Raw genomic sequence first — 25,619 nt, forward strand, 5'->3', positions numbered from 1 at the left:
CCTTTTTATGCTTCCTAAGCTATGTATAGGCGCCCTAAGCTATTTATTGCGATCTAAACGATCCACATGAGCCCTAAGCCGTTTCTGATTGAGCATCGACCGAAGTCGGTGCGGTTTCAGTGACTTCCTGAATCGCCATCAGAATACGCTCTGGTGTCGCAGGTGTGTTGAGCTTAGGAATCGCGCCATCGACGGCGACATAGCTAATTGCGTCTTTCAGTGCGCTCCATGCCGACATACCCAACATGAAAGGCGGTTCACCCACGGCTTTCGAGTTGAAGACGGTGTCTTCTGGGTTGTTACGGTTTTCTAAAAGGTGCGTTCTGAAATCAATTGGCATATCAGCAATGGCTGGGATTTTGTAACTCGCTGGGCCATTGGTCATTAAGCGGCCTTGTTGGTTCCACACCAACTCTTCCGTGGTTAACCAACCGACACCTTGCACAAAGCCACCTTCGACTTGGCCGATATCAATTGCTGGGTTCAATGAAGCGCCTACGTCATGCAGAATATCGACACGCAGAATCTTGTTCTCGCCGGTTAGGGTATCTATGATGACTTCTGAACAAGAGGCACCATACGCGTAGTAGTAGAACGGACGACCGCGTGCTTTCTCGTGATCGTAATAGATCTTCGGAGTGCGGTAAAAGCCGGTGCTCGATAGCGAAATTTGATTAAACCAAGCCAGCTCAACAAATGAGTTGAAGGTCATGATCTCGTCGCGAATTTGCACCATGCCGTTCTTAAATACCACCTCTTCAGGCCACACTTTGAAGTGCGAAGAAGCGAAGTCGATCAGGCGCTGCTTAATGGTCATTGCGGCGTTTTGCGCGGCCTTACCGTTGAGGTCGGTGCCCGATGAGGCTGCGGTTGGTGATGTGTTCGGAACTTTGTCTGTGTTTGTAGCGGTGATCTGGATACGTTCGACATCGACTTGGAACTCCTGTGCAACGATTTGTGCCACTTTGATGTTCAAGCCTTGCCCCATTTCCGTACCACCGTGATTCAAATGAATACTGCCATCGGTGTAGATATGGATGAGCGCACCTGCTTGGTTCAAGAAAGTCGCAGTAAACGAGATGCCGAATTTCACGGGTGTGATAGCAAGGCCCTTCTTCAAGATAGGGCTTTGCTTGTTGAACTCAGCGATTTCTTTACGACGTGCGTGATAGTCACTGCTGCGTTCAAGCTGTTCGGTTATCTCAGGTAAAAAGTTGTCTTCAACGGTTTGGTAGTAATGGGTTACGTTACGGCCTTCTTCACCGTAGTAGTTCGCCTTACGTACTTCCAAAGGATCTTTTTTCAGGTAACGTGCAATCTCGTCCATGATGTGTTCGATGGTCATCATGCCTTGCGGGCCACCAAAGCCACGGTAAGCGGTGTTCGATGCTGTATTGGTTTTGCATCGATGACCGACCACAGTTGCATCACCTAGGTAATAAGCGTTGTCTGAGTGGAACATCGCGCGGTCGACGATAGAGCTTGATAAGTCTGGTGAGTAGCCACAGTTACCTGCAACGGTAATGTCGGCACCTTGAATCACGCCATTGTCGTCAAAACCGACGGTGTATTGATTGTAGAACGGGTGACGTTTACCAGTTTGCTGCATGTCTTCATTACGCAGCAAACGCATTTTGGTTGGACGACCGGTGAGGTGAGCAATCACCGCGGCCATACACGCTGGAGAGGCTGCTTGAGTCTCTTTACCCCCGAAACCACCACCCATACGACGCATATCAATCACGACTTTGTGCATCGGTACGCCAATCACTTCCGCAACCAGTTTTTGAACTTCGGTCGGGTTTTGTGTCGAGGTGTAGACGATCATGCCGCCATCTTCGGTTGGCATTACACTACTGATTTGAGTTTCTAGGTAGAAGTGTTCTTGTCCGCCGATCTCTAGGTCACCAGAGATCACGTGTTTCGCTTTTGCCAGTGCGGCTTTTGAGTCACCACGTTGTTGAGTGTGGCTTTCTGTTACGAAGTGTTCTTTCTCTAGCGCTTCTTTTACATCAAGAATCGCGGGTAGCTCTTCGTATTCAATAATGGCTGCATGTGCGGCTTTGCGTGCCGTCTCTAAATCGTTAGCTGCTACCGCAATCACAGGTTGGCCGTAGTATTCTACTTTGCCATCGGCAAGCAGTGGGTCACCAGGAAGGATGGCGCCGATATCCAGTTCGCCCGGAACGTCTTTGGCTTGAATGGCAATCGCTACCCCTTCAAATTCGTAACACGGTGACAGGTCTATCTTAGTGATGTTGGCGTGTGCTTGCGTGCTCAGGCGTGCGTATACGTGCAGCTGATTTGGGAACTCTAGGCGGTCGTCAATGTATACCGCTTCGCCCGTGACTTGCTTGGCTGCACTGTCGTGTTTAACGCTTTTACCTACGCCAGTTTTTAGGTCTTGTTTTGCAATGGTAACCATCTCTTCGTGGGTCATCGCATTGCTCTTGTGACCAGAGGAATTTGATTTAGACATAAGACGTTACCCTTGTTTCGATTTGGTTGTTTTTGTTCTGTCGTTCAATGAAGTAACGGCGCAACATATTGGCCGCCGACAATGAACGGTATTCTTGGCTTGCACGGAAATCAGATAGCGGCTCAAAGTCGTTATACAGTTCCTGCATCGCTAACTTAATATTAGCGTCTGTCCACGGTTTGCCTAATAACGTATTTTCACAACGAGTTGCACGCTTAGGTGTTGCTGCCATACCGCCGAAAGCGATACGAGCGTAAGAAACCTTGCCATCTTCAATTTGAATATCAAACGCGCCACACACCGCAGAGATGTCGTCGTCTAAACGTTTCGACACTTTGTAAGCTCGGAAGCTGTCGTTGGTTGGCTTAGGAATGATGATCTGTTCAATGAATTCACTCTCTTTCTGCGCCGTCACTTTGTAGCTGATGAAGTAATCTTCAATTGGCATCGTGCGAGACTCGTTACCACAACGAAGTTTGATCTTCGCGTCGAGAGCAATCAGCAGAGGAGGGGTATCACCGATAGGTGAAGCATTCGCCACATTACCGCCAATGGTGCCTTGGTTACGCACTTGCAGTGACGCAAAGCGGTGCAGTAGTTCACCAAAATCTGGATAGTGTTTTTTCAGTAGTGCGTAAGAATCGCTGATAGGCAGGTTGGCACCAATGATTAAGTCGGTGTCGGTCTCTTCGCATACTTTCATGTCTTCAACAAGGTTTACGCTGATCAGTGTTTCAATCTCGCGGTGGAATTGCGTCACTTCCAGAGCTAAATCCGTGCCGCCAGCGACTAGTTTCGCGTTCGGATGTGCTTGAAAAAGCTTGGCCAGCTCATCCGTGCTTTTCGGGGAAAAAGCGGTGAGGTGACCAAGGCGTAAGTTGGCTTCGGTGTCTTGAATACCTTCTAGCTTCTTGATGGTGTTGCGTTCAAGCTCAGCGAATTGGTCGATCAAAGGTTGGTCTGTTGAAAGTGACATCGCAGCATCAACAATTGGTCGGTAGCCAGTACAGCGACATAGGTTACCCGCCAGTGATTCCATGACATCTTCTTTGCTCGCATCGGGTTTGTTCTTGCCTAGGGCAAACATCGACATGATGAAACCTGGCGTGCAGTAACCACATTGTGAACCGTGAAAATCAACCACCGCTTTCTGTACAGGGTGCAGTGACTTATCTCGGTTTTGCAGATCTTCTACTGTGATTAGCTGTTTTCCGTGCAGCGCTGAAACGAACGTAAGGCAAGAGTTCACCGAGCGGTATTGCAGCTGTCCATCAACCACTTCACCGAGAACTACCGTACATGCACCACAGTCACCCGACCCACAACCTTCTTTTGTACCCGTTTTATTGACCTTGGTACGAAGGTAGTTGAGCACTGTCATATTTGGCGACAGATTATCTTCACGTCTTATTTCCTGATTGAGCAAAAAAGTAATCAAGAGACCTCCTTGTAAATCGACATATTTCCATGTGTATTCTTTTTGACTTCTAGGTCAATAATTATCCATCCTGACCCTGTGGTCAACTATTTATTTACAAAAATGCAACAAAGAGATGCTAGTGGTAATTGTATACAATTTTATTTTAGTCATAGTTTATTGTTTTATAAGGGTTTGAGTTGAAGGTAAATAGTTTACTGGCGTGAATGAATTGCTGGCTATGTATACAAGATGAAGGCAAGGTTTATGGCACTGTGGGAAGTGATTCCGTAGAGGCTAAGATCGTTGTTGAGGCCAGAATAGACAGTATTTTTAGATGGATGTGAGCCGATCGTCGTATTTGTTTTTAGGGGAGAGGGTAGAAAAAAGAGAAGTAAACGCGAAGGCTTACCTCTCTTGATTTGTTAACAAAAGGTTGTTAAATCTTCTATGACTTGCTCTTAAGCAGATCTGAGAACACGACATGCAGGTCGCTCGATGCGGTGCTGCTGTCTAGGTTGAGCTTAGAGCGAATGTGGCTTAGGTGCTCTTGCATCAACTCTACTGCTTGTTGTTCGTTGCCTGACTCTATCGCATCCAGTAAGCCTGAGTGTTCGTCTAGAGAACAGTTCGAGTGGTTGCCTGTTTCGTATTGGGCGATCAGCAATGAGGTTTGTGATACCAAGCTGCGTTGAAAAGCCAGCAGTGGTGCGTTCTCTGCCATTTCAGCCAATTTGATGTGGAACTCACCAGACAAACGTAGGCCAGAGCCGTAATCACCTTGGTCAAAGGCGCAGTTCTCTTTCGCGACTAATTTTCTGCACTCTTCGATCTGAGCTTTGGTGGCGTTTTTCACCGCCAGCTCAGTGATAGCAATTTCCATCACTTCACGTGCTTTAAAGATTTGTTTGGCTTCGTCTACTGTTGGGGCTGCAATCACGGCTCCTCGGTTAGGACGGATCACCACAACTTGTTCTAAAGAAAGACGCAGTAAGGCACGGCGGATAATGGTGCGGCTAACGCTAAAGATTTCTGCTAGGGCTTCTTCGCTTAATTTGGTGGCTGGTGGCAGCCTTTGTTCTAGTATCGCGTCGAAGATATGGCAGTAAACAACATCGTCTTGAGTCTGGCCTGTTACTTTCGTTTTTACACCTTTGGAGACAGAGTTTTTGAGAACTGTCATAGAGATAAGGGCCCTTGTTTAGTCGAGTTGGGTTGGTCGAGAATAATTCATGAGTGTTACTCTATATTGTATACACTTATCTATACAATGCCACCGGATGAAAGTGCGATGCACGCTTATTTGTTAATGACTTATAACATTTTGTTTGCAGGGAACTGTGTGCAACCTTTAGCTTTAAGCCATTTCTAATCCAACTAAACTCGATTATCACCGCAGCTGTAGGCAACGATCTGGCTGATTTCGCTCAGGCTACGACCTGACTGTTGCTGCCATTCGTTGAAGGCTTCACCCGCAGCCAGTTGTGCTCGCTTGGTGTTACGACCGCTATCCACCACATCGGTACTGCGTAGGTGTGCTTCCACGTCAGAAGATAAGATGAATGTGTCTTTGCCCATTTGGCGCAAGGTGTAAGCACCTGTGTTCCCACCCAATCGCTTACCGTGTTTCTTCAGGTAATCCCACAGCTCTGTAATGCGTTCTGATGGCCAGTCGGCAACCATTTGTGAGAATGAATCGGCTTCACGCTTGGCATTGTGGATCATCATTGCGTTGGCAGGGATGGTCATCACCTTGGTGAGGTGGCGAATAATGCGTGGATCTTGCGCTTTTTGTTCCCACATTTCATTCGGCAGCATCAGCATTTTTTCGATATTGAATTCAAAGAACACTTCTTCAAATTGCGGCCATTTCTTTCTCACTACATTCCATGAAATACCACACTGGAATACTTTTTCGGTAAAGGCGGCTAGCCAACGATCGTCGGTGATTTGTGATAGCTCGGCTTGTGAAAGGGGCGCACGAACAATTTTTTCGAGTTCGGCCGCTCCGCCTTTGCGGTGAGCTGCACGTTGGTAAATAGTGTCGAATTTTTCTTGGGTCATTGAAGGTTCCAAATTACATCTGTGTAGCCAATGCTTAATGATATGGGGTTGAATCTAGCAATTAAAACCAGTTTGTTGATCAAAACAAACTAGCAGAGCTTTAATTCCATCTGATACAAGGGCCATGTTTTGCCATTGAACTCTTTCACGCTTGGTTCTTTGTCAACCACCTGAAAGCCGGCTTTGTCGTAGCAACGTTTTGCTCCGATATTCTGCTGAAATACCGCCAAGCTGATGGTGGTGACATCAGGGATTTGTTTCGCGGCGTCTAATGCACTTTCTATCATTGATTGCCCAAGCCCTTTGCCTCGTTGGCTTGGGTGAATCGCAACTCGGCAGAAACGAAGTTCACTGTCTGACATACGTTGAAACTCCATAAAACCGAGCAAGTCATTAGCATTTGAGTTAGTGCTAGATGTGGAGAATGTGTAAAGCTCGACATAGGGCTCTTGAGAACGTTCAATGATGGAGGCGGCTTCTAACGGCCAACCAAAGGTTCGTCCGCCCCATAGTACGTAGTCTTCTAGGGATGTAAACCAAGTGACGATCTCTTCGGCGTCGGAGTCTTTAAAGCGGTTTATTTCCATATCCTTGTCTCCTTCCTTATCGTGTTCTCTTTTCTAAGCTGTTAATTCTAAGCCACTAAACTTCCGCGCCCAACTGCTCAAGAAAGCCACGCATGTAGTCGGTGCGCTTGTTGGCTTCTAACTTGGCGGATTCTGTATTCATGGTTTCAGCGAGCTTAAACAGCTTCACGTAGAAGTGGTCGACGCTGTAATGCTTGTCATCCAAGTCACGATGTTCCGCGAACGGGTCTTCGTGGTTATAGAGTTCTGCGTTAAAGCTTTGACCCACGTATAGGCAGCGTGCAATACCAATCGCACCGAGAGAATCTAGGCGATCGGCATCTTGGACGATTTGAGCTTCCAAGGTTTCTGGTGTGATGTTGGCGCTGTAGCTGTGAGTGACAATAGCATGGTGGATTTCATCAAGGTAGGGCGCGGGATACTCGACAGATTTGAGGAAAGAGATCGCCTTGTCGGCCGCCATTTGCGAGCTTTGGGCTCTGTCTGGATGGTTCTTAGGAAAGGTGAAGCAATCATGAAGATAAGCGGCGGGTAAAACGACTTCAAGCTTAGCTTGCTCTTGAGCACACAAAGCCTTGGCGGTTTTGACGACACGCTTAATATGGCTGATATCGTGCGCTGCATCTTGTGTCATCTCTTGCTTTGCAAAATCAAGCAGTTGGCTTTCAAATTTTTCTATCACGCGTCCCTTTCTCCATTATCAATATTGCTTCTCGATTTCCATCGTTTCACATCGACTTTAACAGTTTCAAGCGCGAGTTTTTATCTTTTATAAAAGGAATACCCACAAAAAAACCGACTCTGTGAGTCGGCTTAATAGAAAGGTTATTCTGTGTTGATTAAAGCGTTATCAACGGTAATAAGAGCTTAAGCTGCAGCTTGTTGAAGTTTTGCTAACACATGATGCAAAGAAGGGCTGATAGTGTGTCCAAGCGCTTTGACTTCTTCGCAAGGCTCAACCAAATCAGGGATCTGGAAGCTGATCATGTTCGCTGCCATAGAAGCGCGAATGCCGTTGTTTGAATCTTCAAACGCCAAGCAAGTTTCAGGCGCAACACCTAGGCGTTCTGCCGCCAGTAAGTAGATCTCTGGGTGAGGCTTGCCGTGAGTCACTTCGCAGCCTGTGCTTAACGAGGTGAAGTACGAATCTAGGCCTGCCAGCTCAAGCTTTTTCTTTGCGATATCAAGCTGAGTGGAGGTCGCCACCGCGATTGGAATGTCATTCGATTTTAGCCATTCAAGCAGCTCAATCACGCCATCTTTTACTGGGATTGCTTGGTTTTTAACAATCGCACTGTAGCGGGTGCGCCATTCATTATTCAGCGCGGGGTAATCTAACCCTTCACCGTAGCCATTTCGGAAAATCTGTTCGATGGTTTTTGCGTTACAACCAATGATGCCTAAGTAGACATCTTGCAAAAACGGAACACCTTGCGCGTGACATGCTTCTTCAAAAACCTGCATACAAAGTCGCTCGGTGTCGAGCAGCAGTCCATCCATATCAAAAATAGCAGCTTGAAAATTCATATACGTGGTTCTTTCTGTGTTGTCGTCGTGAGGGCGGGTATTTTGACATAGTGTCTAGTGATAGGCGAGTCAGCGTTCAGTAAGAATGTATCGAATCAGCTCGGCAATATGCTTCTGAGTGACTTTGAGTGCAATTGATTGTGGATGAAATCATACCGTTCAGTTATGAGTTTGATATTTTATAGGCCATCCAGATCTAACAGAAACAATTATGATTATTCCACATAACAAATCTAGGTCTTGCGTCTGGCTTCTTATTACATTTCATAAACTTATGGGCGTGCTAGCGTGACCATAATCTTATAAAAAACAATTGACGTGAACCTGCAATCATAGTGTGACCAAGCAATAAGTAAATGGCTGAGCTTAGGGAGAAAATAACATTAGTCCACATTTTTAGCAGGGTTGCTTATGTTGTATTTTGAGTTTCTATTTTTATTAGTCGTCCTTTATATCGGGTCTCGGTATGGCGGTATTGGCTTAGGTGTTGTTTCTGGTATTGGTTTGGTTATCGAGGTGTTTGTCTTCAAGATGCCACCAACGTCTCCACCTGTCACCGTAATGCTGATCATTCTCGCGGTGGTAACCTGTGCTTCGATCCTCGAAGCGGCCGGTGGCTTAAAATACATGCTGCAAGTGGCGGAAAGGGTGCTGAGAAAGAACCCGAAACGCGTCACCTTGATAGCTCCGTTTGTGACTTACTCGATGACTTTTCTATTGGGTACTGGCCACGCGGTGTATTCCATCATGCCTATCATCGGTGATGTGGCATTGAAGAACGGGATTCGTCCTGAGCGTCCAATGGCAGCGGCTTCTGTTGCATCTCAACTTGCCATTACTGCATCGCCAATCTCAGCAGCAGTGGTGTACTACCTCGCGCAGCTTTCAGATATTCAACATTCCATAACTCTGCTTTCTATTTTGATGGTGACGGTTCCTGCAACGCTGTTCGGCACACTTTTGCTTTCTCTGTACAGCTTGAAACGCGGTAAAGAACTGAACGACGATCCTGATTATCAAGAGCGCTTGAAAGATCCTGAGTGGAAAAAGCGTATTGAAAACACGACGGCGACATCTTTGGATGAAGTGCTTCCAAGCTCAGCGCGTAATGCAGTATTGATTTTCCTATTGTCGATTGTGGTGATTGTTATTGTGGCGATGGTGCCAGAAATCAGAACCATCGTAGACGGTGACAAGCCAATCAAGATGTCGGTCATCATCCAAATGATGATGCTCTGTTTCGGCGGTATCATCTTGTTGGCGACGAAAACTGACCCGCGAGATGTGCCAAACGGCGTGGTATTCAAATCGGGTATGGTGGCAGCGATCGCTATCTTCGGTATCGCATGGATGTCGGATACTTACTTCCAATACGCAATGCCTCAATTTAAGTCGGGCATCGTGGAAATGGTGACTAACTACCCATGGACGTTCGCACTAGCGCTATTCATTGTATCGGTTGTGGTGAACTCTCAAGCAGCAACTGCACGTATGATGCTACCTGTTGGCCTTGGCTTAGGGCTAGACCCAGCACTGCTTATCGGTTTGATGCCAGCGGTGTACGGCTACTTCTTTATCCCGAACTACCCATCAGATATCGCTACGGTTAACTTCGATGTCTCTGGCACAACCAAGATTGGTAAGTGGTACTTCAACCACTCATTCATGTCGGTGGGTTTAATCGGTGTAGTAGGCGCATGTTGTTTAGGCTACGCACTGGCTCAGATTTTTATCGCTTAATTAAACTAGCGATAACGAGATAAGAAACGAAAAACAGCGCCTATTGAGGCGCTGTTTTTGTTTAATCTGTCTTGGGCATTAGCTTTGATACGAGCTCTAAACCAATATTAATGTGGCTCAAAAGCCAAAGACTGAATCGCTTCTTCAATGGTCAGGAAGTGGATCTTCATCAGACACACTTCTGCCTTCTGGAACTCGTGATTTCGAATAAGTTTAGTAACGCTTTCAACCGAATATTGGTTTGCTCGTTTCGCTAGAGACAGTTGATTTGAGTTTGATTGAATCGAGTAGCTATCGCCTTCAGAATCAATGAGATAATCATATTCGCCTAAGATTATGTCTGAGCATTCTGCCTGAAAATCGTTCTCGGATGCGACGTAAATAAGCTCATCATCACCGTCGAGTTTTACCAAAGATGGCCAACTGATCATTACTGCCTCTAAATCATGGATGTTGAAGTTTGAGCCTCGACTATAAACAGTTTTGAACTTTGGATCATCCATTGTCTTAGCTGCTCAAACGCTACTTACTCAAAGATCGCCCTAATGGTGCGAAGTAACCTTGCAGGGCTTGGAATATCTCTCCTCGATGCGCCATATCTGGATACACGGGGTACATGTCAGGCTTGGTTGTGCCATCGACCAGATAAGCGTTCTTGATATCGGAACAGGATTCAATCACGGACTCAAAAGCACGCGCCATCATCTCTGTGGGTAATGAGAAGTAACGGGCAGACATCGCCTTGTCGGCAATAACACTACGAGCCACGTAATCGTGTTTGTCCAAGTTATTGTCGCTAAGCAATGTGGCGTCAAACAGAGACATCAAACTCTCGTTTAATGGATGAGGTCGTACTTTTCTATCGTGTAGCCAACAGTCGCTGGCGAACAATATTTGCTTACGAGGGCCAGAGGTATCGCCGATTTCAAACGCTTTCTCAGCGATATAGTGGTCAAACGCATGCCAAAACTCGTGCGCGAGCGCGCCAGCTCCGGCATTCTTAGCGAGGGCTAATTCTCTCTGGTTCGGTGCGTAGTGTGCTTGTACACCTTTTCTGCCACCACTGCCAAACGCTAAGCCTAATGTGCCGCGAAGGCCAATTGCCTCTGGTGGCAAAGCCAAGATGTACGCCAAGTCGGCTAGCGAGTCGAATATCAGATTCGCGGCCAGCTCTTTTTCTTCTTTCGTCACCCAGGCACCCACGCGAATGCTACCCATACCGAAGGTCTGTTTGATGTCCATGAATGACACCTGATCGCCATGTCGGTAGTCTGGGCCTTCGCGCGTTTTGTATTTAAAGTGAGTTAACTTCAAAAGGGTCCTTGGAAACAGACTTAAGAATGAATGGGGTGCTCAGCGAGATGCACTTGTGTGAGGTGCATCTTTTGGAGTTAAAGGACGTTAGCACTTTTGATAGCAAATTGCCGAACAAAATTAGTTTAGATTGAGTTCGAACGCTTCCCATGAGGTAGGGTTACCTTCACGAGTGAGTGGAAAGAGTGGCTCTTGTGGTTTTGCATAGCTTAATCGGTGCAGTCTTTGAGTTACGTGGTAGCTATCAAGCCCCGATACCGTGACTAAATCCAATGCTTCTAAATCTAGGTAGCCATCCGGCATCACGGCGCGTTTGGGGGCATGAATTGTTACAACCTCACCGATCAACATTCGTGTTTGATTGCTTTCGATTGTGATCTGTTCTTTGAACGCTAATCCTATCTTTAAACTGCTCTCCAAGACGAAGGGAGCAGGGAATTTGTCGTCATAATAAGCCGTTAAACCAACGGCGTTGAACTCTGAGACTGGTTTAGGGTAGCGAGCCGAGGTTTGATGGGCCTTTTTAACAAAGTCAGCACCAATGCTATTAACGGTGAAGTACTTAGTTTCTAGAATGTTTTCTAGCGTATGACGGCGGCTTTTGTCGGGGCGAACAATAAAACCAAGCAGCGCAGGATCAGACCCTAGATGAATGACAGAGCTCACTATCGCAAGGTTTTCAAACCCCTGTTTATCACAAGTACCAATTAGGTTGGCGCTTTTAAATCCGGATAGGGAATTAACTAAGCGAATTCGGTGGCGCTGATCCATTGTTTGGATATCTTGTTTAGAAAGGGTCATGTCCTTCATATCTTCTTTTCTTCTCATTTATTGTTATCTTCGAACGTGCTTACTAACGGGTCTATATGTACGAAGAATCACCTTTTATCGATCAAAGAGTCTGTCGCTACTTGCTTGGATGTTTGAGAAAGAGCTTGGGTGTTTTAAAGAGGAAGAGGACTTAGGAGGCTTTATTACTGGTCCTTGTTGGCGAATAATGAATCAGCAGTAGTGTAAAGATACTAAGTCGCTAAATTTGTTATTGCAGCGGTTTGCTAATGAGCGATACCATATAGGGCTGTTTCTTTGGTAAAGATGTAATTATGTCGGATGAAAAACTCGCACTAGAATGGATGCGCCAACAAGCTCATAAAGTTGACCCATATGTTATCAATCCGTCGTTTGATGAATGTGTTGAGCTACTTGACCCTGCCTTCAAGAAGGGCAAGAGTGTTGCTCAGCTAAAATATCTGCTATCAGAAGCGGATCGTAGAGCAGGTGCTGCCGAGCGTAAACATGCAGCCTTAAAGTATGCCAAAGAAAAAAGCCCAAATGCTGGTCAGATTCTGCGTCTGCAAAGCAAGCTTCAACAAGTCCAGTTGGCATTGAAATTAGCGACTGGCGACAACAACATGACCATCTCTCAGTTCTGTTCTGAGTATGACGTGACCAAGCGTGACGGCAATACGGCATGGAATGAAAAGCTGGTTGAACAAGGGAAGAGAAAGTAGCCATTAAAAAGCCTGAAAATTGATTTCAGGCTTGGTTGTTAATCCGCTTATTCAGATCCAATACTAGCGCTAAGGTCGAATGTTATTGAAACTGACCTTTTGTGTCCCATCGTCTAGGTTCTCAAACTTAACTGCATCCCCTTGATAGTAATACGGTTCCATTGGCATCTCGCTGTTGGCTGGTCTCGCGTAATGAAGGACTGCAGGTTTACCTTCGACCTGCCTGGCATATAAATAACCAATCAACGCATGTTCAAATTGGTGATACCCATTACCCCAATGGAAAGCCTTGGTGCGTTTGAGCTCAAGCCCTACGCCACCGTATTTGTGGTCGACCCATACATCATGAAAGGTGGGTAGGGTGTATTGCAGTACGTCTTTCATTGAGCCATCGATAAGCGAAACCGTCATTGCGGCTTGATCGAGCTCTGCCCACTCCCATGATGAAGCCCAATTTGTGGTTGGTCTGCTTTGCCATCCAGTTATTTCTTGTCCTTTCCACGCTTTCTGAAGTTCTTCGCCATAATATTGGGATACGTTCACGAACTCTTTTTGGTATTGAGCTTGTTCTAAGGTGTGCTTCATCCCTTTGATGCCAAACTGCGACCATTCAGAATTCTTCAATGTTTGGCCTGTCAGGTAAGTCATCCAATACGCTTTGATGGTGTGTCCAAAATCATTGTGATTAGCATTCGGTATCATTGCTGCTTTGTCTTGAATAGCCCCATAGAAGCGTTGTTCATCTTCAGAATGGTATTGGTCAATCATGGTTTGCGTGAGCCAGTTTAAGTCATCAAGCCATTTTGATTTGATGGGCTCATTCAGTAGAGGAGCGACTAACAGCATGTAACCGTTAATCTGATCAAGTTGCGCGACCAATTCACGTTGTGTGGCTTTGCCATCTTCACCATCCGCAAGTACCCAAGCAAGACCGCTGTTGTCGCTAAGTCGATACTTATCAAAGATAAAAGCTTGTTGTGCGATGAGTGCTTCTTCCACCTTTTTGTCTTGAGTCAGGTAGTAATACATGGCGAGGCCAACTAGTGCATACGCTTGATCTTGAGAGGTTCGTTGCTGCCAATCCTGGCCTGCTTTCCCCTCTTTTATGTAGCCGATAAAACCACCATGTTGCTTATCTTCTAGCTGTTCAATGAGGTAGTACGCTCCTTGCTTGGCAAGCGCTAATGCCTGTTTATCGCCAGTAAGATGGTAGAGCACGCCATAGGCATAGGTTTGACGTGATTTCATACGCGTAAACTCTTTGCCGAAGTGTGGAGTGATCCAGCCTTTGTTCAGTTCAGGGCACACATCAGAAACATCGAGCAAGGTACCGTCATCACAGCGGAAAGTAGGGAAGTTGCCTATCGGGTCTCCTTGAGCGCTAGGCATCAACCAGTAAGGTGCAAGCCCTTCAGAAGCATGGTTGAGCCAGTCTTCTCCGGAAGGAAGAGGGGCGTTGGCAGATACGGCGAAGCTAGTAACACTGAGTAATGCGATCGTTGCTCGTAACATGATGTTTATCTTAGCTATTTTAATTTATTTGAATATAAACAATCACATCTGCACATTGTGATTCGGTGATCACAATCGACCAAATGATTGCAGAGAAGAGTAAGGTTTACAGATCATTGATTCGTACCGGGATAGTCGAATTATATCTAGCATTATCCATAATTCGAATAATTAATAATGACTATAAGTCATTGGATGGGATTTGGTCTCGTTCGTATACTGGGTTCAAACAAAGGATGTTTTTTAAACAATTGAATGTTTCACCTTTACGAAGAGATATGCTCAACATGAAAAAACTTCTATTAGCTTCGCTACTCACTATAAGCACAATGCCTGTCTATTCTCAATCGTTTGATGATACCGACGACATCCTTAATCGCGCATCGCAGATTGAAAATCTTGAATACAAAATGATGGTACAGCGCGCTACTCAAACAGCAATCCATTATATGCCAGCTGTGACTCAAATTGATTTCCTAAAAGCGACTCGTCGTGACCTTGATGGTGACTTCAACGATGTGGTTTACGTCAACGAACCTTTTGGCTCAGAAAAGGGTTTTCTCACCGCGAACGATACCACGGCTTACGCATGGGCAACGATAACATCGAAGAACGGCCCTGTGGTGATTGAGGTGCCAGCAGCAACAGACAAAGTAAATTATTTTGGCTCAATCGTTAACCAATGGGAGGTTCCGATTGCTGACGTTGGCTACAAAGGCGCTGACGAAGGCAAAGGAGGGAAGTACCTATTCTTGCCACCAGGTTACGACAACAAATTAGGTACAAAGCAAGAACTTGAAAGCCAAGGCTACTTGGTGTTTGAAACGGATACGTACCTGTATGGTTTTTCTTTTAGACCGTCGTTAACCAATGGGGCGACAGATTTGGATGCGGGCAACTATGCGAAGAAAATCAAAATCTACAATCTTGTTGATGCTGAAAACCCACCAAAGACGGACTACTTAGATGCAACGGAAGTCGCATATGACAGCCTCCCTTATTACAACGAGACGTTCTTTCAAGACATTAATGATGTCATCCAAGAGAACCCGGTCAGAACGCAAGACAAAGCAATGGCGTCGTTACTAAAAGACCTTGGTATTGAAAAAGGGAAAAAATTCGACCCAACAGATGAGCAGAAAAAAGCGATACGTGAAGGTGTACTTATGGCTTATGCGCACATGCAATCGAAATTCGTAGAGCCTGATCAGACGGTGAGTGCGTTATGGAAAGATAAAAATGGCAAGCCTTTATCGCAATGGTCTTTCTGGAATTTTGGCCCTCAAGCTCAGCTTGGCTTCCCTTTTGTGGATGAAGATGAAGTCTTGGTCGATAAGCGTGCTGCATCGTATTTCTACGTAACGTATTTGCCGAAGCAACTGGGTGGTTCTACTTTCTATCTGACAGGTTTACGCGATTCTAACGGTGAGATGTTAGATGGCAAAGCGACGTACAAGCTCAATGTGCCAGCAGATACACCGGTTGAAGATTTCTGGTCTGCGATTGTTTACAACATGGAAACCAAGAACTTTGTGAAAGGTGTCGACCGAGTGGGTTTATCTTCTCGCAATGCCGACACAATGAAAAAGAACCCTGATGGCTCTTACGATCTCTACTTCGGCCCTAAGGCTCCAAAAGGGCAAGAGAGTAATTGGGTTCAGACGGGTGGTGAAGATTACTTCTTGTTGTTCAGACTTTACCGACCAACATCGAAAACCTTCTTCAAAAACTGGATGCTAGAAGATATGGAGAAAATCAGTGGCTAACCAGCAATAGAGACTCAACAGTCTCTGGAAATAAATAACCTAGTGCGCAGCCCCAGTTAAGAATACGTCGGTGCTGCCTAGGTTATGTGAATCACTTTAGACAAGAGAAACTATCATGAAAAAATCGATTATTGCGACGTTACTGATTACTTTAGGCTGTTCATCTTTCGCATTCGCTGAGCCTAAATTTAGCGCCCAAGTGCCAGAGAGTATCATTACCCCAAATAAGGTTGAGTCTGCTTATTTAGGAGAGTTGAACTATACCGATGGTGCGCCTACTGAAGAAACGCACGCTAAGGTGCAAGACTTTGTACAAGTCTCTAATGCGGTACGTGTATTTCTATCCGGTATTCCCGTTGCTTCAATACAAGGGCTGTTGTTGGGACACGAAAGTATCGGCATGAAGCCCAATCAAACCATCGCAGTTTCTGAAGATAACTTAGACGCCAATAGCTTATGGCTAACTGCGAATACCACAACGCCGTATATCACGTCAGAAATTGATGTGAAAGACGGACCGGTTATTCTGGATATTCCAACCCCAGTACTTGGTTTACTCGACAACGCCGCATTTAAATATGTCGACAGAATTGGTGTCACTCATCCAGACAATGTTGCTAAGTCAGGTAAGTATTTTATTCGCCACTCTTCATGGGAAGGAGAGGTGCCAGAAGGATACATTGAGGTTGTCAGTGAAGGGTATCAGCATTGGCTGTTGCTGCGTTTGGTGAGCTCACCAGAGAGTATGGAACAGAGCATTACAACATTAAAAAACACCACCAAACTGTATCCGTATGGCAAAGAAGATAAGACAGAGTTCATGAATATTTCTGGCGTTGATTACAACACCATTCATGCTATGGACGAGACGTTCTACGATGAGGTGAATGCACTCATTCAATACGAACCTACTGCTATTTTTGATGCTGAATGGTTGTCGTTGGCTAAAGATATTGGAATAGAAAAAGGGCAAGAGTTTGTGCCAAACAAGCGTATGCAGCAAATACTGTCGGAAGCGGCAAAAATAGCAACGGCTGAAGCGCGTTCAACCTATTTCCACCCGAAAGAAGAGATGTTCCGCTATGAGGATCGACAATGGTTTACTCCGTTGGTCTCTGGTCATGAATTTAAAGATGCAAATGGCGTGATTGACTCTGACATGCGAGCAACTTTCCACTTTATGGCGACGGGAATTACCCCTGATATGGTGACAAAAACGGTAGGCAAAGGGTCGGATTACTTATTGGCGACGCGTGATTCAAACAAAGAAGTGCTAGATGGCAGTCAGCACTACACGGTAACACTGCCGCCTAATGCGCCTGTAGAGAAGTTCTGGTCATTTATGATCTACGACAACCAGACGCGTTCGATGTTAGAAACCGACCAAAAATCTGCTGGTCTTGATGGTTTGAGTGAGGACATTAAGAAGAACAGTGATGGCTCTATCACTATTCATTTTTCGCCTAATGCACCTAAAGGAATGGAAAATAACTGGGTTCAAACGACGGAAGGTAAAGGTTTTAATATCATCTTCCGCATGTATTCGCCGACAGAAAAGTGGTTTGATAATTCGTGGAAGCCTAGTGACTTTATCAAAGTAAACAAGTGATTCTATCGAAGTAGAAGATAAGATCTGAACTAGTACAGATAAGGCTAATCAAGATTGGATACACCCTTTAAGAGGGTGTATCTTTTCGTGTTATGGTTATCTGAACTCATACAGGTTATCTCGACCTAAACAACGCGATGCCCCATATTGCTAGGAGATTTATGCAAAAGGATATTTCATATCAATTGAATCGAGTCGACTTAAATCTGCTGGTGGCTTTTGATACGTTGCTTAAGGAACGCAATGTAACGAATGCTGCAAAGGCGTTGTTTGTTTCGCAATCGGCCATGAGTCGGAGCTTAAAAAGGTTAAGAGAAACGTTCGATGATCCTCTTTTCATTCGAACATCGACAGGGCTGACACCGACATCAAGATCATTAGAACTAGGTCAAGAACTGCAACACATTCTTCCGCAACTAGGTGCGTTATTTCAGCGTAATCAATTTGATCCTCGAGAATGCAACGAGACGTTTTCGATCTCCTTGCCTACCTTTCTAGGCAGCACCATCCTTCCCAATCTAGCCTTGGAGTTATTTGATGAAGCTCCGGATGTGAATGTGATAGAAATGGCAGCCAAAAGTAACCCTTATGATTTATTAGACAAAGGGAAACTAGACTTTGCGATTCATTACTCGAGCTCACTGGACCAAAAATATCAAGCCACAAAGTTAGGCACTATTTACCCCAAACTGTTTGTTCGGAAAGACCACCCGCTGGTTGGAAAGAAATCAATGTTAGATGAGATCATGCAATATCCAGTGCTCGCGATGAATGTAGAAGAGGACCATAAGCAAGCATTCAACACTCCTTTGCAACAGATCTTATTGGAGCTAGAAAGTGATAAACGGCCAAAGCTTCGAAGTACTCAAACTCACGTCTTAATGGAGATTGCATCTCGCTCAGATGCGGTGATTTTTGGTATGAACGCTTTAAATGCATTGCCAGATTTCGATCACCGATTTGTCGATATTTATGATTTTGTCGATAGTAAACAATATCACGTAGATCTCTATTTATTACAGCATCAACGTACATTTACATCCGCTTCGCATCAGTGGATAGCGTCTCGGTTTAATGAATTATTGAAGACCATACTTTGAGAAAACGCATCCTAGTGAAACGTCTCTAACCGCTTAACAAATAATGAGTCTCGATGCTATCTCGAGACTCATTGCTATCTACTTATACTGACTCACCCGCCTCGTCTTCTTCGACTACATCGGTTTCTAAACTTGCCTCCGCGAGCCACTTTTGTATAGAAGGGCTGTTAAGTACACGCTGTTGATACTGAGATGCCTTCTCTGAAAGTTCGATGCCATAGGTTTCAACTCGCAGTGCCACGGGCGCAAACATCGCATCGGCAATCGACCACTCGCCGAACAACCATCCCTCTGGGTATTGTTCCATTTGTGCAGACCATATTGCGTCGATGCGAGCGATGTCTTTCAGTGCGCCATCACTCAGCGTGAGCTTTCTTTTGGCTCGGCAGTTCATTGGCAACTCATTTCTGATGTTGAAAAAACCAGAATGCATCTCAGCAGAAATTGCTCTTGCACGAGCGCGCTCTTTGGTTGATTTTGGCCATGCAGCACCATTTAGGTAGGCATCATTAACGTATTCGAGAATAGCCAGTGAATCCCACACAGCAACGTCACCATCGACCAGAGTCGGCACTTTTGCGGTGGGTGTAATTGAAGCCAGCGTGTCATAAAAATCTGGGGTGAATAGCTTAAGTTTGATGACTTCGGCATTCAGGTTGTAATTATCGAAGATTAGCCAAGCGCGCAGTGACCAAGTTGAGTAGTTCTGGTTTCCAATATAAAGCTGCATCGTTGCTTCCTTGCGTTTGGTGGATATGCATTTGAGCTTAGGGGATTGTATTGCGTCGCACTAACGGATAATTTTGATGACAGACATTAATAAAAACGATGGGTGGTGATTTCAATATGGATATTGATGCTTTGCGAGGTTTTCTCGCGTTCGTGGAAACAAGCAGTTTCACGCGTGCCGCGAAACAGATTAATCGCACTCAGTCGGCATTCAGTGCGCAAATGCGTAAGTTGGAAGAGGAGCTCAACGTCACCCTTTTCCAAAAAGAGGGACGTAACTTAATACTCACTGAAGCTGGCTTAGCGCTGCGCTCTCATGCGGAGCAGTTGGTCGCACTCCACAATACCGCGCTTAAACAAGTGAAGCGTTATGAAGACAAACAGCCTCTGAGGTTGGGATGCCCTGAAGACTACAACGACATCATTCTTCCAAAAGTCATTTGCCTGTTACAGCAAGCAGAACCCACCTGTTCTATTCAAATATATAGCCTGCCGAGCATTACGCTGAGAGAGTGGCTTGATGACGGCAGGCTCGATGCCGCGATTGTCACTCGAGCGCCCGACAGCGAAGAGGGTTATTGGCTTACGCATGATGTGGGTGTTTGGATAAGCAGCCTTGACTATGCGTTTGATAGCTCCAAACCTGTTCCATTAGCCTTGTTTCAAACAGACTGTAAGTATCACGCAGCAGCAGTGAATGGTTTAGCTAAGCAAGGTACGCCTTATCAGCTGTTAGCATGCAGCAATACCGCTTCAGCGCAGCGGGCAATCGTAAAAGCAGGGTTAGCGATTGGTGCGATGGGTAAACTCAGTGTGACCCCGGATCTGAAAATTCTCGACGACATGCCACCGTTGCCTTCGGTCGATATTGTGTTGATCTTAGCGAGTAAACATCATCCGGTGTTAGATAAAGAGGTTCTCAATCAACTTGTTGAGCTGGATTCTGAGTAGCTTAGGTTCGTCTTCCTACTAAAGAATTCCCAAGCTTTTATGTTTGAATCGCTCTAGCTTTTCGAAAAGAAGATCTCTGGCTTGTGAGTTGGGCCGTAGTTACCTTCTAACTGGGTAAGCTCCAAACCTTGTTTGCCAATCAAAGAACCGACTAATTGGCGGTTAAATGGGTAGCTGTCAGGGTTGTTAATGTACTCTTCAACATCAACCCATTTAGCCTCTGCAATTTCATCGGTGTCTTGAATCGCAATCTCTTGGGTTTGAGCGATAAGGTGACAAACAAAGTAGAGGTTCGATTTACCGAATTGATATGGGTGCCTTGTCGCCATACCAACCACAGACACGAACGTGGCTTCGATGCCTGTCTCTTCTAATGTTTCTCGAACTACCGATTCTTCAATGCCTTCACCAAGTTCAATGTGGCCGCCAGGTAATTTGTAGCCTGTCATGCCATGCTCTTTGATCATCAGCACTTGGTTGTGTTCATTGGTGATCAACGCGCCTGCGCCCAAGGTGTGCGTAGGGATGAAAGGCACAAACTCCACAATCTCGGATTTATGAATCAGCGTAATTTCGTCTTCTAAACAGTTGTGAAACACAAAGCCAAGTTCGGTCGCTACCGGAATAAAGTGCGAGAGTGAAATAGGCAAACTAATCCAAATAATGCCTTTGTTATTCTGCTTTGAAAATTCGGTGATCTCGCTAAGTTCGGCGTTGAATGAATCAGCATCTTGAGGCGCGGTTGCCGGGTCAATGATGATGCCGTTAAATTTGTCGAGCGTAAATTCCACGGGTGATCCTTTATTGTTTTTGATTTATTGGGCGTCGAGCATAGCCTGAGCTTATAACATCTAAAGGGCTTATAACACCTGCATAGCTTGTAGCATTTTTAAGAGCCAATGCAGTCGCGGGTGAAAGTGGAAAAGAGGAGAGTGTAAAGCGGGCGGCTTGAAACAAAAATTGCGCAAAAAAACTGCGCTTGGAAGCCAAAGCGCAGTTTTAAAATAGGGTTTATTGGGATTCGACTCTAACGAATATAGTTTGCATTAATACTCACGTACCAGTGCTGAAGCTTGCCGTCAGATTTATTGATCCATAAATCGTTAGTGTAGCTCTCGATCTTGCCGTTAACCGTTAGGTTGAATGTGTTCTCATCGAATTCACCAAGCTTCACGAACTGGTCGGTCGTAATTAAAAACGGGTCCATATCATCTACGCCAACCACATCTGAAATCACATAGTAGTGATAAGTGAGCGGCTTGCTCGCATCATTTGGGTTGCTGCGATACGCCACAAGCTTGAACGGTTCCGTTAATGGGACATCAAGCGTTTGCTTGTCCATGGTCGCTGGAATCGGGATAAACAGCCAAGCGGTAAACAGACCGCTCAGTAAAACCATCAGGAAGAAAAGAGTCTTAATTGCTTTCATAGCAACCTTCAAAATATGGGGGATGTTAATGGGGCTATGGTAACTAGGGAGAGTAAAGATGCAAGCTCTGTTATTACCCTATCTTATCTCAGTTTAATCTAGCGCAAAGAAAGCGGTTCGGTTAACTCGAACTGGAAACACGAGTGCTTAAGTATAGATGATGTCTTTAAGAAGATTCGTTATTTGAACCAATCCGTGGTTTTAACCAGTCTCTCGAAACTGGATGAGTAACTGTCACGAAATGACCTATTGAGAGTAAATTGAATGCGATAAGAATGACGCATGAATATTTTTTGAGCGTTTTCTTATGCATTTAAATCCAAGGTTAAGCGGTGACTACCATTCTTATGTCGATCATTCATTTCGCATCGATTGTTCACTCGGATCCAATCCATTTGGCGCACCAGAAATCCCTGAACATGTGGTTAAAGAGATAATTCACGGTATTGATAAGTACTATTGTCACAGGGAGCTTTCAGAGCTGACTTATTTAACTCGTCAGTTTATTGGGATTGAAGATTGTCGTATTACCTATACAACGGGCTCTCTTGGAGCACTAGAACTTATCTTCAACAAACTTATCAATCCCATCAATCGCACCATGATAGGTATTGGTCCTCAGTTTGTTGAAGCAATATCAGAGTTCAATTTGGTTGGCGGAGAATATCAGTCCATCAACATGTTTGATTATCAAACCGAGTCTGATCTGTTTGGAGTGCTGGACTCAAAAGTCAGCAGCCAAAGGCCAGCGTTGGTTTATATCGATAATCCCAACAACCCAACGGGTCGAATTTATGATAGAGAGCAGCTTGTTGAGATCGCGAGAGTATGTGAGCGTTCTGGCTCTATTTTGATTGTTGACGAGGCCTATGGTGAGTACCTGAGTGCAGAACAGTCGATGCTCGATCAAACCTTGGTCCTGGACAACTTAATTGTTTTACGAACCTTTTCTAAGGGTTTAGGCCTAGCTGGGATTCGATTAGGTTACTTGGCTAGCAGTGAAAAACTGACTTCAGCGATAGAAGCCGCGGTGAGCGTGTTTACGCCAACTTATCCTTCGATAAAAATCGCATCGGCGACCCTACCCAATGCGAAACACTTCCTAGAAACCAACCGCAGCAAAACCGAGTATTTTAAACAGCAAATGATCGGCTTGTTGTCTCAGCACAATATTGATGTGCAGAGTACATCAATATCAACGCCTATTATGTTGTTGAAGAAAAAGGGAACCAACCTTTCGAAGCTATTTGAGAAGATCGGTATTAAGACATGTTCCGGTGTCGATTTTGCCATTACGTGTGACGCGATGACCGAAGAGTATGTTCGATTGCGGATTGTTGGAAATGATGTGGATTTAGAAGAGTTAAAGCAGCGGATTCAGCAGCTATAAATCAAGAGCTATAAATCAGCAGTTATGAAACCCGTAGGCATAAAAAAGCCCACACCTTACGGTGGTAAGGTGTGGGCTAAATAACGGTGATTACTTGTTTAGGTAAGCAGCATGGAACTCAATATGCTCGTCAATAAAGCTAGAGATGAAGTAGTAGCTGTGGTCATAACCTGGCTGCATACGTAGCTCTAAATCGGCATTGGTTACCTTAGCGGCTTCGACTAATTGTTCAGGTTTTAACTGCTCAATTAGGAAGTTATCGGCTTCGCCTTGGTCTATCAACATTGGCAGTTTAGTGCCTTGGCTTTTTAGAAGCTCAGAAGCGTCGTATTGTTTCCATTCTTCAATATCTAAGCCTAGGTATTGGTTGAAGGCTTTTTGTCCCCAAGGGCATTGCATTGGGTTCGTGATTGGGCTGAATGCCGAGATAGAACGGTAGTTATCTTCGTTCTTGATGCCAATTGTTAAGGCTCCGTGCCCGCCCATGCTGTGACCCGAAATTGATTTTACAGATGTGACAGGGAAGAAAGATTCAATCAGCGCTGGGAGCTCTGTTACCACGTAATCGTACATGTGGTAATGGCTGTCCCATGGTGCTTGAGTGGCATTTACGTAGAAGCCTGCGCCTTGGCCTAAATCGTAGTTTTCATCGTCGGCAACACCTTCGCCACGCGGGCTCGTGTCTGGGGCAACAATGGCAATGCCTTGCTCAGCCGCGGCTTTGAATGCGCCGGCTTTTTGCATGAAGTTTTCATCGGTACAGGTTAAGCCTGATAACCAATACAAAACAGGAACTGGGTTTTCTTTGCTTGCGTTAGGTGGCAAGAAAATCGCAAAACGCATGTTGCAGTCAAGCGTTGCAGAAAAGTGGGTGTATTGTTTGTGCCAACCACCAGCAACCTTTGCTTGGCTAATGTTTTCGATTGTCATCTATTGTGCTCCGTTAGGTTGATGGTTTCGGAATTAATGTATTTGATTTTCTATAGCTTGAGCTAGAGGTTTCACCACCCACCGGGCAGGAGGTGGTGAAGACAGTTTCGCTCTGATTTTTAACTCAGAACTGTGGTCTCGACACCTAGGTGCCGAGACCAAGGAGAACTATCTGTCCATGTGTAGAACAGTACGGATAGATTCACCTTTGTGCATTAGGTCGAATGCGTCGTTTACTTCGTCAAGGCTCATTGTGTGAGTAATGAACTCTTGAAGACCAAACTCACCCGCCATGTAACGGTTTACGATTTCTGGAAGCTCAGAGCGGCCTTTAACACCACCGAAAGCTGAACCACGCCATACACGACCAGTTACTAGTTGGAATGGACGAGTTGCGATCTCTTGACCTGCACCTGCAACACCAATGATTACAGATTCGCCCCAACCTTTGTGACAACACTCAAGAGCTTGACGCATCACGTTTACGTTACCGATACACTCGAAAGAGTACTCAACACCACCGTCTGTCATCTCAACGATAACGTCTTGGATTGGCTTGTCGAATTTCATTGGGTTGATGCAGTCTGTCGCACCAAGCTGTTTCGCTAGCTCGAATTTGCTCTCGTTGATATCAACACCGATGATGCGGTTAGCACCAGCCATGCGAGCACCAATGATTGCAGAAAGACCGATACCACCTAGGCCGAATACAGCAACGTTGTCGCCTTTTTCAACTTTAGCTGTGTTCAGTACAGCGCCCATACCTGTAGTTACACCACAACCTAGAAGACAAACTTCTTCAAGTGGTGCTTCTTTGCTTACTTTCGCTAGTGAGATTTCTGGAAGTACTGTGTACTCAGAGAAAGTAGAACAACCCATGTAGTGGAAGATTGTCTCACCATTGATAGAGAAGCGGCTTGTACCGTCTGGCATTAGGCCCTTACCTTGCGTTTCACGAACCGCTTGGCAAAGGTTAGTTTTACCAGATTTACAGAACTTACATTCGCCACACTCAGCTGTGTAAAGTGGGATAACGTGGTCGCCAACTTCAACACTTGTAACGCCTTCGCCGATCATCTCAACGATACCGCCACCTTCGTGACCAAGAATAGAAGGGAAGATACCTTCGGGATCGTCACCTGACAGTGTGAATGCGTCAGTGTGACAAACACCAGTCGCTACGATACGAACAAGAACTTCACCTGCTTTTGGCAGTTCAACGTCTACAGTTTCACGTTTTAGAGGTTCACCCGCTTTCCAAGCGACCATTGCTTTAGATTGGATATGAGTTTGACCAGGTTTGATTTCGATAGTCATTGGATGCTTCCTATTTATGTCATTACAGCGGACTTTTTGATTCTCAATATGCTCAACGTATTAAGCGTAGTTGAGCAAGTTTGTTTCCGCTCTCTCGTTTTGTTGGAGCTACTATAGGCGTGGTTACAGGTTTTGATAATCCCATTAAATAGAAAATGATTATTACGTATTTGTAATAGTTGACCTTGAGGTTTCGTCTCGTTTAGTGGTTGTCAGTCTTGATGCCAACAAGCCACTTTTTAGGAAG

The 25,619-nt window shown here is 45.3% G+C and carries 23 protein-coding genes; 7 read left to right on the plus strand and 16 right to left on the minus strand.

The window, feature by feature from the left end; translation table 11 throughout:
- Positions 1-73: 73 nt before the first annotated feature.
- The 7 genes from xdhB to ITG09_23025 all read right to left on the minus strand — a co-directional run bounded on the left by xdhB (position 74) and on the right by ITG09_23025 (position 8,074).
- Positions 74-2,479 carry a xanthine dehydrogenase molybdopterin binding subunit gene (gene xdhB, locus ITG09_22995; protein UPR54245.1) on the minus strand — a complete coding sequence of 802 codons (2,406 nt, stop codon included), beginning with the start codon at positions 2,477-2,479 and terminating at the stop codon, positions 74-76.
- Positions 2,472-3,917: a xanthine dehydrogenase small subunit gene (xdhA, locus tag ITG09_23000; GenBank protein UPR54246.1), complete on the minus strand. Its 1,446-nt coding sequence runs from the start codon at positions 3,915-3,917 to the stop codon at positions 2,472-2,474. The genes xdhB and xdhA overlap by 8 nt, the downstream gene beginning before the upstream one ends.
- Positions 3,918-4,344: 427 nt before the next feature.
- Complete coding sequence (locus ITG09_23005; protein UPR54247.1) at positions 4,345-5,079, minus strand: GntR family transcriptional regulator; 735 nt, start codon at positions 5,077-5,079, stop codon at positions 4,345-4,347.
- A 194-nt stretch (positions 5,080-5,273) separates the two neighbouring features.
- Positions 5,274-5,960: a DNA-3-methyladenine glycosylase I gene (locus ITG09_23010; protein ID UPR54248.1), complete on the minus strand. Its 687-nt coding sequence runs from the start codon at positions 5,958-5,960 to the stop codon at positions 5,274-5,276.
- Between the two features lie 89 nt (positions 5,961-6,049).
- Complete coding sequence (locus tag ITG09_23015) at positions 6,050-6,547, minus strand: GNAT family N-acetyltransferase (GenBank protein UPR54249.1); 498 nt, start codon at positions 6,545-6,547, stop codon at positions 6,050-6,052.
- Positions 6,548-6,602: 55 nt separating this feature from the next.
- Entirely contained in the window at positions 6,603-7,229 is a 627-nt protein-coding gene (locus ITG09_23020) for an HD domain-containing protein (GenBank protein UPR54250.1), read from the minus strand.
- A 185-nt stretch (positions 7,230-7,414) separates the two neighbouring features.
- Positions 7,415-8,074 (minus strand): HAD family phosphatase, encoded by a 660-nt coding sequence (locus tag ITG09_23025; GenBank protein ID UPR54251.1) that lies wholly within the window; start codon positions 8,072-8,074, stop codon positions 7,415-7,417.
- 411 nt (positions 8,075-8,485) lie between these two features.
- On the opposite strand from ITG09_23025, the gene ITG09_23030 reads away from it, so the two are divergent.
- The gene (locus ITG09_23030) at positions 8,486-9,814 is read left to right on the plus strand and encodes an anaerobic C4-dicarboxylate transporter (protein ID UPR54252.1); all 1,329 of its coding nucleotides are present in this window, start codon (positions 8,486-8,488) and stop codon (positions 9,812-9,814) included.
- 107 nt (positions 9,815-9,921) lie between these two features.
- Here the strand turns inward: ITG09_23030 and ITG09_23035 are convergent, their stop codons facing one another.
- The 3 genes from ITG09_23035 to ITG09_23045 form a co-directional block, all read right to left on the minus strand.
- On the minus strand, positions 9,922-10,245 hold the full coding sequence (locus tag ITG09_23035; protein ID UPR54253.1) for a DUF4144 domain-containing protein: 324 nt from the start codon (positions 10,243-10,245) through the stop codon (positions 9,922-9,924).
- 91 nt (positions 10,246-10,336) lie between these two features.
- Positions 10,337-11,128, minus strand: a complete 792-nt coding sequence (locus ITG09_23040) for a hypothetical protein (protein ID UPR54254.1) — start codon at positions 11,126-11,128, stop codon at positions 10,337-10,339.
- 120 nt (positions 11,129-11,248) lie between these two features.
- Positions 11,249-11,938 carry a flavin reductase gene (locus tag ITG09_23045; GenBank protein UPR55241.1) on the minus strand — a complete coding sequence of 230 codons (690 nt, stop codon included), beginning with the start codon at positions 11,936-11,938 and terminating at the stop codon, positions 11,249-11,251.
- Between the two features lie 293 nt (positions 11,939-12,231).
- On the opposite strand from ITG09_23045, the gene ITG09_23050 reads away from it, so the two are divergent.
- The gene (locus ITG09_23050; GenBank protein UPR54255.1) at positions 12,232-12,639 is read left to right on the plus strand and encodes a hypothetical protein; all 408 of its coding nucleotides are present in this window, start codon (positions 12,232-12,234) and stop codon (positions 12,637-12,639) included.
- 69 nt (positions 12,640-12,708) lie between these two features.
- Here the strand turns inward: ITG09_23050 and ITG09_23055 are convergent, their stop codons facing one another.
- Positions 12,709-14,151 (minus strand): N-acylglucosamine 2-epimerase, encoded by a 1,443-nt coding sequence (locus ITG09_23055; protein UPR54256.1) that lies wholly within the window; start codon positions 14,149-14,151, stop codon positions 12,709-12,711.
- A 287-nt stretch (positions 14,152-14,438) separates the two neighbouring features.
- Here ITG09_23055 and ITG09_23060 point away from each other — a divergent pair, with 287 nt between their 5' ends.
- The 3 genes from ITG09_23060 to ITG09_23070 all read left to right on the plus strand — a co-directional run bounded on the left by ITG09_23060 (position 14,439) and on the right by ITG09_23070 (position 18,626).
- Positions 14,439-15,917 (plus strand): DUF1254 domain-containing protein, encoded by a 1,479-nt coding sequence (locus ITG09_23060; GenBank protein UPR54257.1) that lies wholly within the window; start codon positions 14,439-14,441, stop codon positions 15,915-15,917.
- 115 nt (positions 15,918-16,032) lie between these two features.
- The gene (locus tag ITG09_23065; protein UPR54258.1) at positions 16,033-17,526 is read left to right on the plus strand and encodes a DUF1254 domain-containing protein; all 1,494 of its coding nucleotides are present in this window, start codon (positions 16,033-16,035) and stop codon (positions 17,524-17,526) included.
- A 161-nt stretch (positions 17,527-17,687) separates the two neighbouring features.
- Complete coding sequence (locus ITG09_23070) at positions 17,688-18,626, plus strand: LysR family transcriptional regulator (protein ID UPR54259.1); 939 nt, start codon at positions 17,688-17,690, stop codon at positions 18,624-18,626.
- Between the two features lie 82 nt (positions 18,627-18,708).
- Here the strand turns inward: ITG09_23070 and ITG09_23075 are convergent, their stop codons facing one another.
- The gene (locus ITG09_23075) at positions 18,709-19,356 is read right to left on the minus strand and encodes a glutathione S-transferase family protein (GenBank protein UPR54260.1); all 648 of its coding nucleotides are present in this window, start codon (positions 19,354-19,356) and stop codon (positions 18,709-18,711) included.
- A gap of 98 nt (positions 19,357-19,454) precedes the next feature.
- Between ITG09_23075 and ITG09_23080 the strand changes: the two genes are divergently transcribed.
- Positions 19,455-20,306 carry a LysR family transcriptional regulator gene (locus ITG09_23080; protein UPR54261.1) on the plus strand — a complete coding sequence of 284 codons (852 nt, stop codon included), beginning with the start codon at positions 19,455-19,457 and terminating at the stop codon, positions 20,304-20,306.
- 53 nt (positions 20,307-20,359) lie between these two features.
- Here the strand turns inward: ITG09_23080 and ITG09_23085 are convergent, their stop codons facing one another.
- Positions 20,360-21,097 carry an NUDIX domain-containing protein gene (locus tag ITG09_23085; GenBank protein ID UPR54262.1) on the minus strand — a complete coding sequence of 246 codons (738 nt, stop codon included), beginning with the start codon at positions 21,095-21,097 and terminating at the stop codon, positions 20,360-20,362.
- Between the two features lie 236 nt (positions 21,098-21,333).
- Positions 21,334-21,735 carry a hypothetical protein gene (locus ITG09_23090; GenBank protein UPR54263.1) on the minus strand — a complete coding sequence of 134 codons (402 nt, stop codon included), beginning with the start codon at positions 21,733-21,735 and terminating at the stop codon, positions 21,334-21,336.
- A gap of 307 nt (positions 21,736-22,042) precedes the next feature.
- Between ITG09_23090 and ITG09_23095 the strand changes: the two genes are divergently transcribed.
- The gene (locus tag ITG09_23095) at positions 22,043-23,125 is read left to right on the plus strand and encodes a pyridoxal phosphate-dependent aminotransferase (GenBank protein ID UPR54264.1); all 1,083 of its coding nucleotides are present in this window, start codon (positions 22,043-22,045) and stop codon (positions 23,123-23,125) included.
- Positions 23,126-23,215: 90 nt separating this feature from the next.
- Here the strand turns inward: ITG09_23095 and fghA are convergent, their stop codons facing one another.
- Both fghA and ITG09_23105 read right to left on the minus strand, forming a co-directional pair.
- A complete protein-coding gene (gene fghA, locus ITG09_23100) occupies positions 23,216-24,055 on the minus strand; it encodes an S-formylglutathione hydrolase (protein UPR54265.1) in 840 nt (279 codons plus the stop codon).
- A 168-nt stretch (positions 24,056-24,223) separates the two neighbouring features.
- The gene (locus tag ITG09_23105; GenBank protein UPR54266.1) at positions 24,224-25,372 is read right to left on the minus strand and encodes an S-(hydroxymethyl)glutathione dehydrogenase/class III alcohol dehydrogenase; all 1,149 of its coding nucleotides are present in this window, start codon (positions 25,370-25,372) and stop codon (positions 24,224-24,226) included.
- Between the last annotated feature and the right edge of the window lie 247 nt (positions 25,373-25,619).

Source organism: Vibrio cyclitrophicus, from assembly GCA_023206055.1.
In the GTDB taxonomy this organism is placed as follows: Bacteria; Pseudomonadota; Gammaproteobacteria; order Enterobacterales; family Vibrionaceae; genus Vibrio; species Vibrio cyclitrophicus_A.

Coding starts and splice junctions, on each gene's coding strand:
- ITG09_23025 (UPR54251.1), bottom strand. CDS start 8,074: ATGAATTTTCAAGCTGCTATTTTTGATATGGATGGACTGCTGCTCGAC.
- ITG09_23045 (UPR55241.1), bottom strand. CDS start 11,938: ATGAAGGACATGACCCTTTCTAAACAAGATATCCAAACAATGGATCAG.
- ITG09_23030 (UPR54252.1), top strand. CDS start 8,486: ATGTTGTATTTTGAGTTTCTATTTTTATTAGTCGTCCTTTATATCGGG.
- ITG09_23015 (UPR54249.1), bottom strand. CDS start 6,547: ATGGAAATAAACCGCTTTAAAGACTCCGACGCCGAAGAGATCGTCACT.
- ITG09_23035 (UPR54253.1), bottom strand. CDS start 10,245: ATGATCAGTTGGCCATCTTTGGTAAAACTCGACGGTGATGATGAGCTT.
- ITG09_23075 (UPR54260.1), bottom strand. CDS start 19,356: ATGCAGCTTTATATTGGAAACCAGAACTACTCAACTTGGTCACTGCGC.
- fghA (UPR54265.1), bottom strand. CDS start 24,055: ATGACAATCGAAAACATTAGCCAAGCAAAGGTTGCTGGTGGTTGGCAC.
- xdhB (UPR54245.1), bottom strand. CDS start 2,479: ATGTCTAAATCAAATTCCTCTGGTCACAAGAGCAATGCGATGACCCAC.
- ITG09_23055 (UPR54256.1), bottom strand. CDS start 14,151: ATGTTACGAGCAACGATCGCATTACTCAGTGTTACTAGCTTCGCCGTA.
- ITG09_23005 (UPR54247.1), bottom strand. CDS start 5,079: ATGACAGTTCTCAAAAACTCTGTCTCCAAAGGTGTAAAAACGAAAGTA.
- ITG09_23070 (UPR54259.1), top strand. CDS start 17,688: ATGCAAAAGGATATTTCATATCAATTGAATCGAGTCGACTTAAATCTG.
- ITG09_23060 (UPR54257.1), top strand. CDS start 14,439: ATGAAAAAACTTCTATTAGCTTCGCTACTCACTATAAGCACAATGCCT.
- ITG09_23065 (UPR54258.1), top strand. CDS start 16,033: ATGAAAAAATCGATTATTGCGACGTTACTGATTACTTTAGGCTGTTCA.
- ITG09_23080 (UPR54261.1), top strand. CDS start 19,455: ATGGGTGGTGATTTCAATATGGATATTGATGCTTTGCGAGGTTTTCTC.
- ITG09_23095 (UPR54264.1), top strand. CDS start 22,043: ATGCATTTAAATCCAAGGTTAAGCGGTGACTACCATTCTTATGTCGAT.
- ITG09_23090 (UPR54263.1), bottom strand. CDS start 21,735: ATGAAAGCAATTAAGACTCTTTTCTTCCTGATGGTTTTACTGAGCGGT.
- ITG09_23010 (UPR54248.1), bottom strand. CDS start 5,960: ATGACCCAAGAAAAATTCGACACTATTTACCAACGTGCAGCTCACCGC.
- ITG09_23050 (UPR54255.1), top strand. CDS start 12,232: ATGTCGGATGAAAAACTCGCACTAGAATGGATGCGCCAACAAGCTCAT.
- ITG09_23105 (UPR54266.1), bottom strand. CDS start 25,372: ATGACTATCGAAATCAAACCTGGTCAAACTCATATCCAATCTAAAGCA.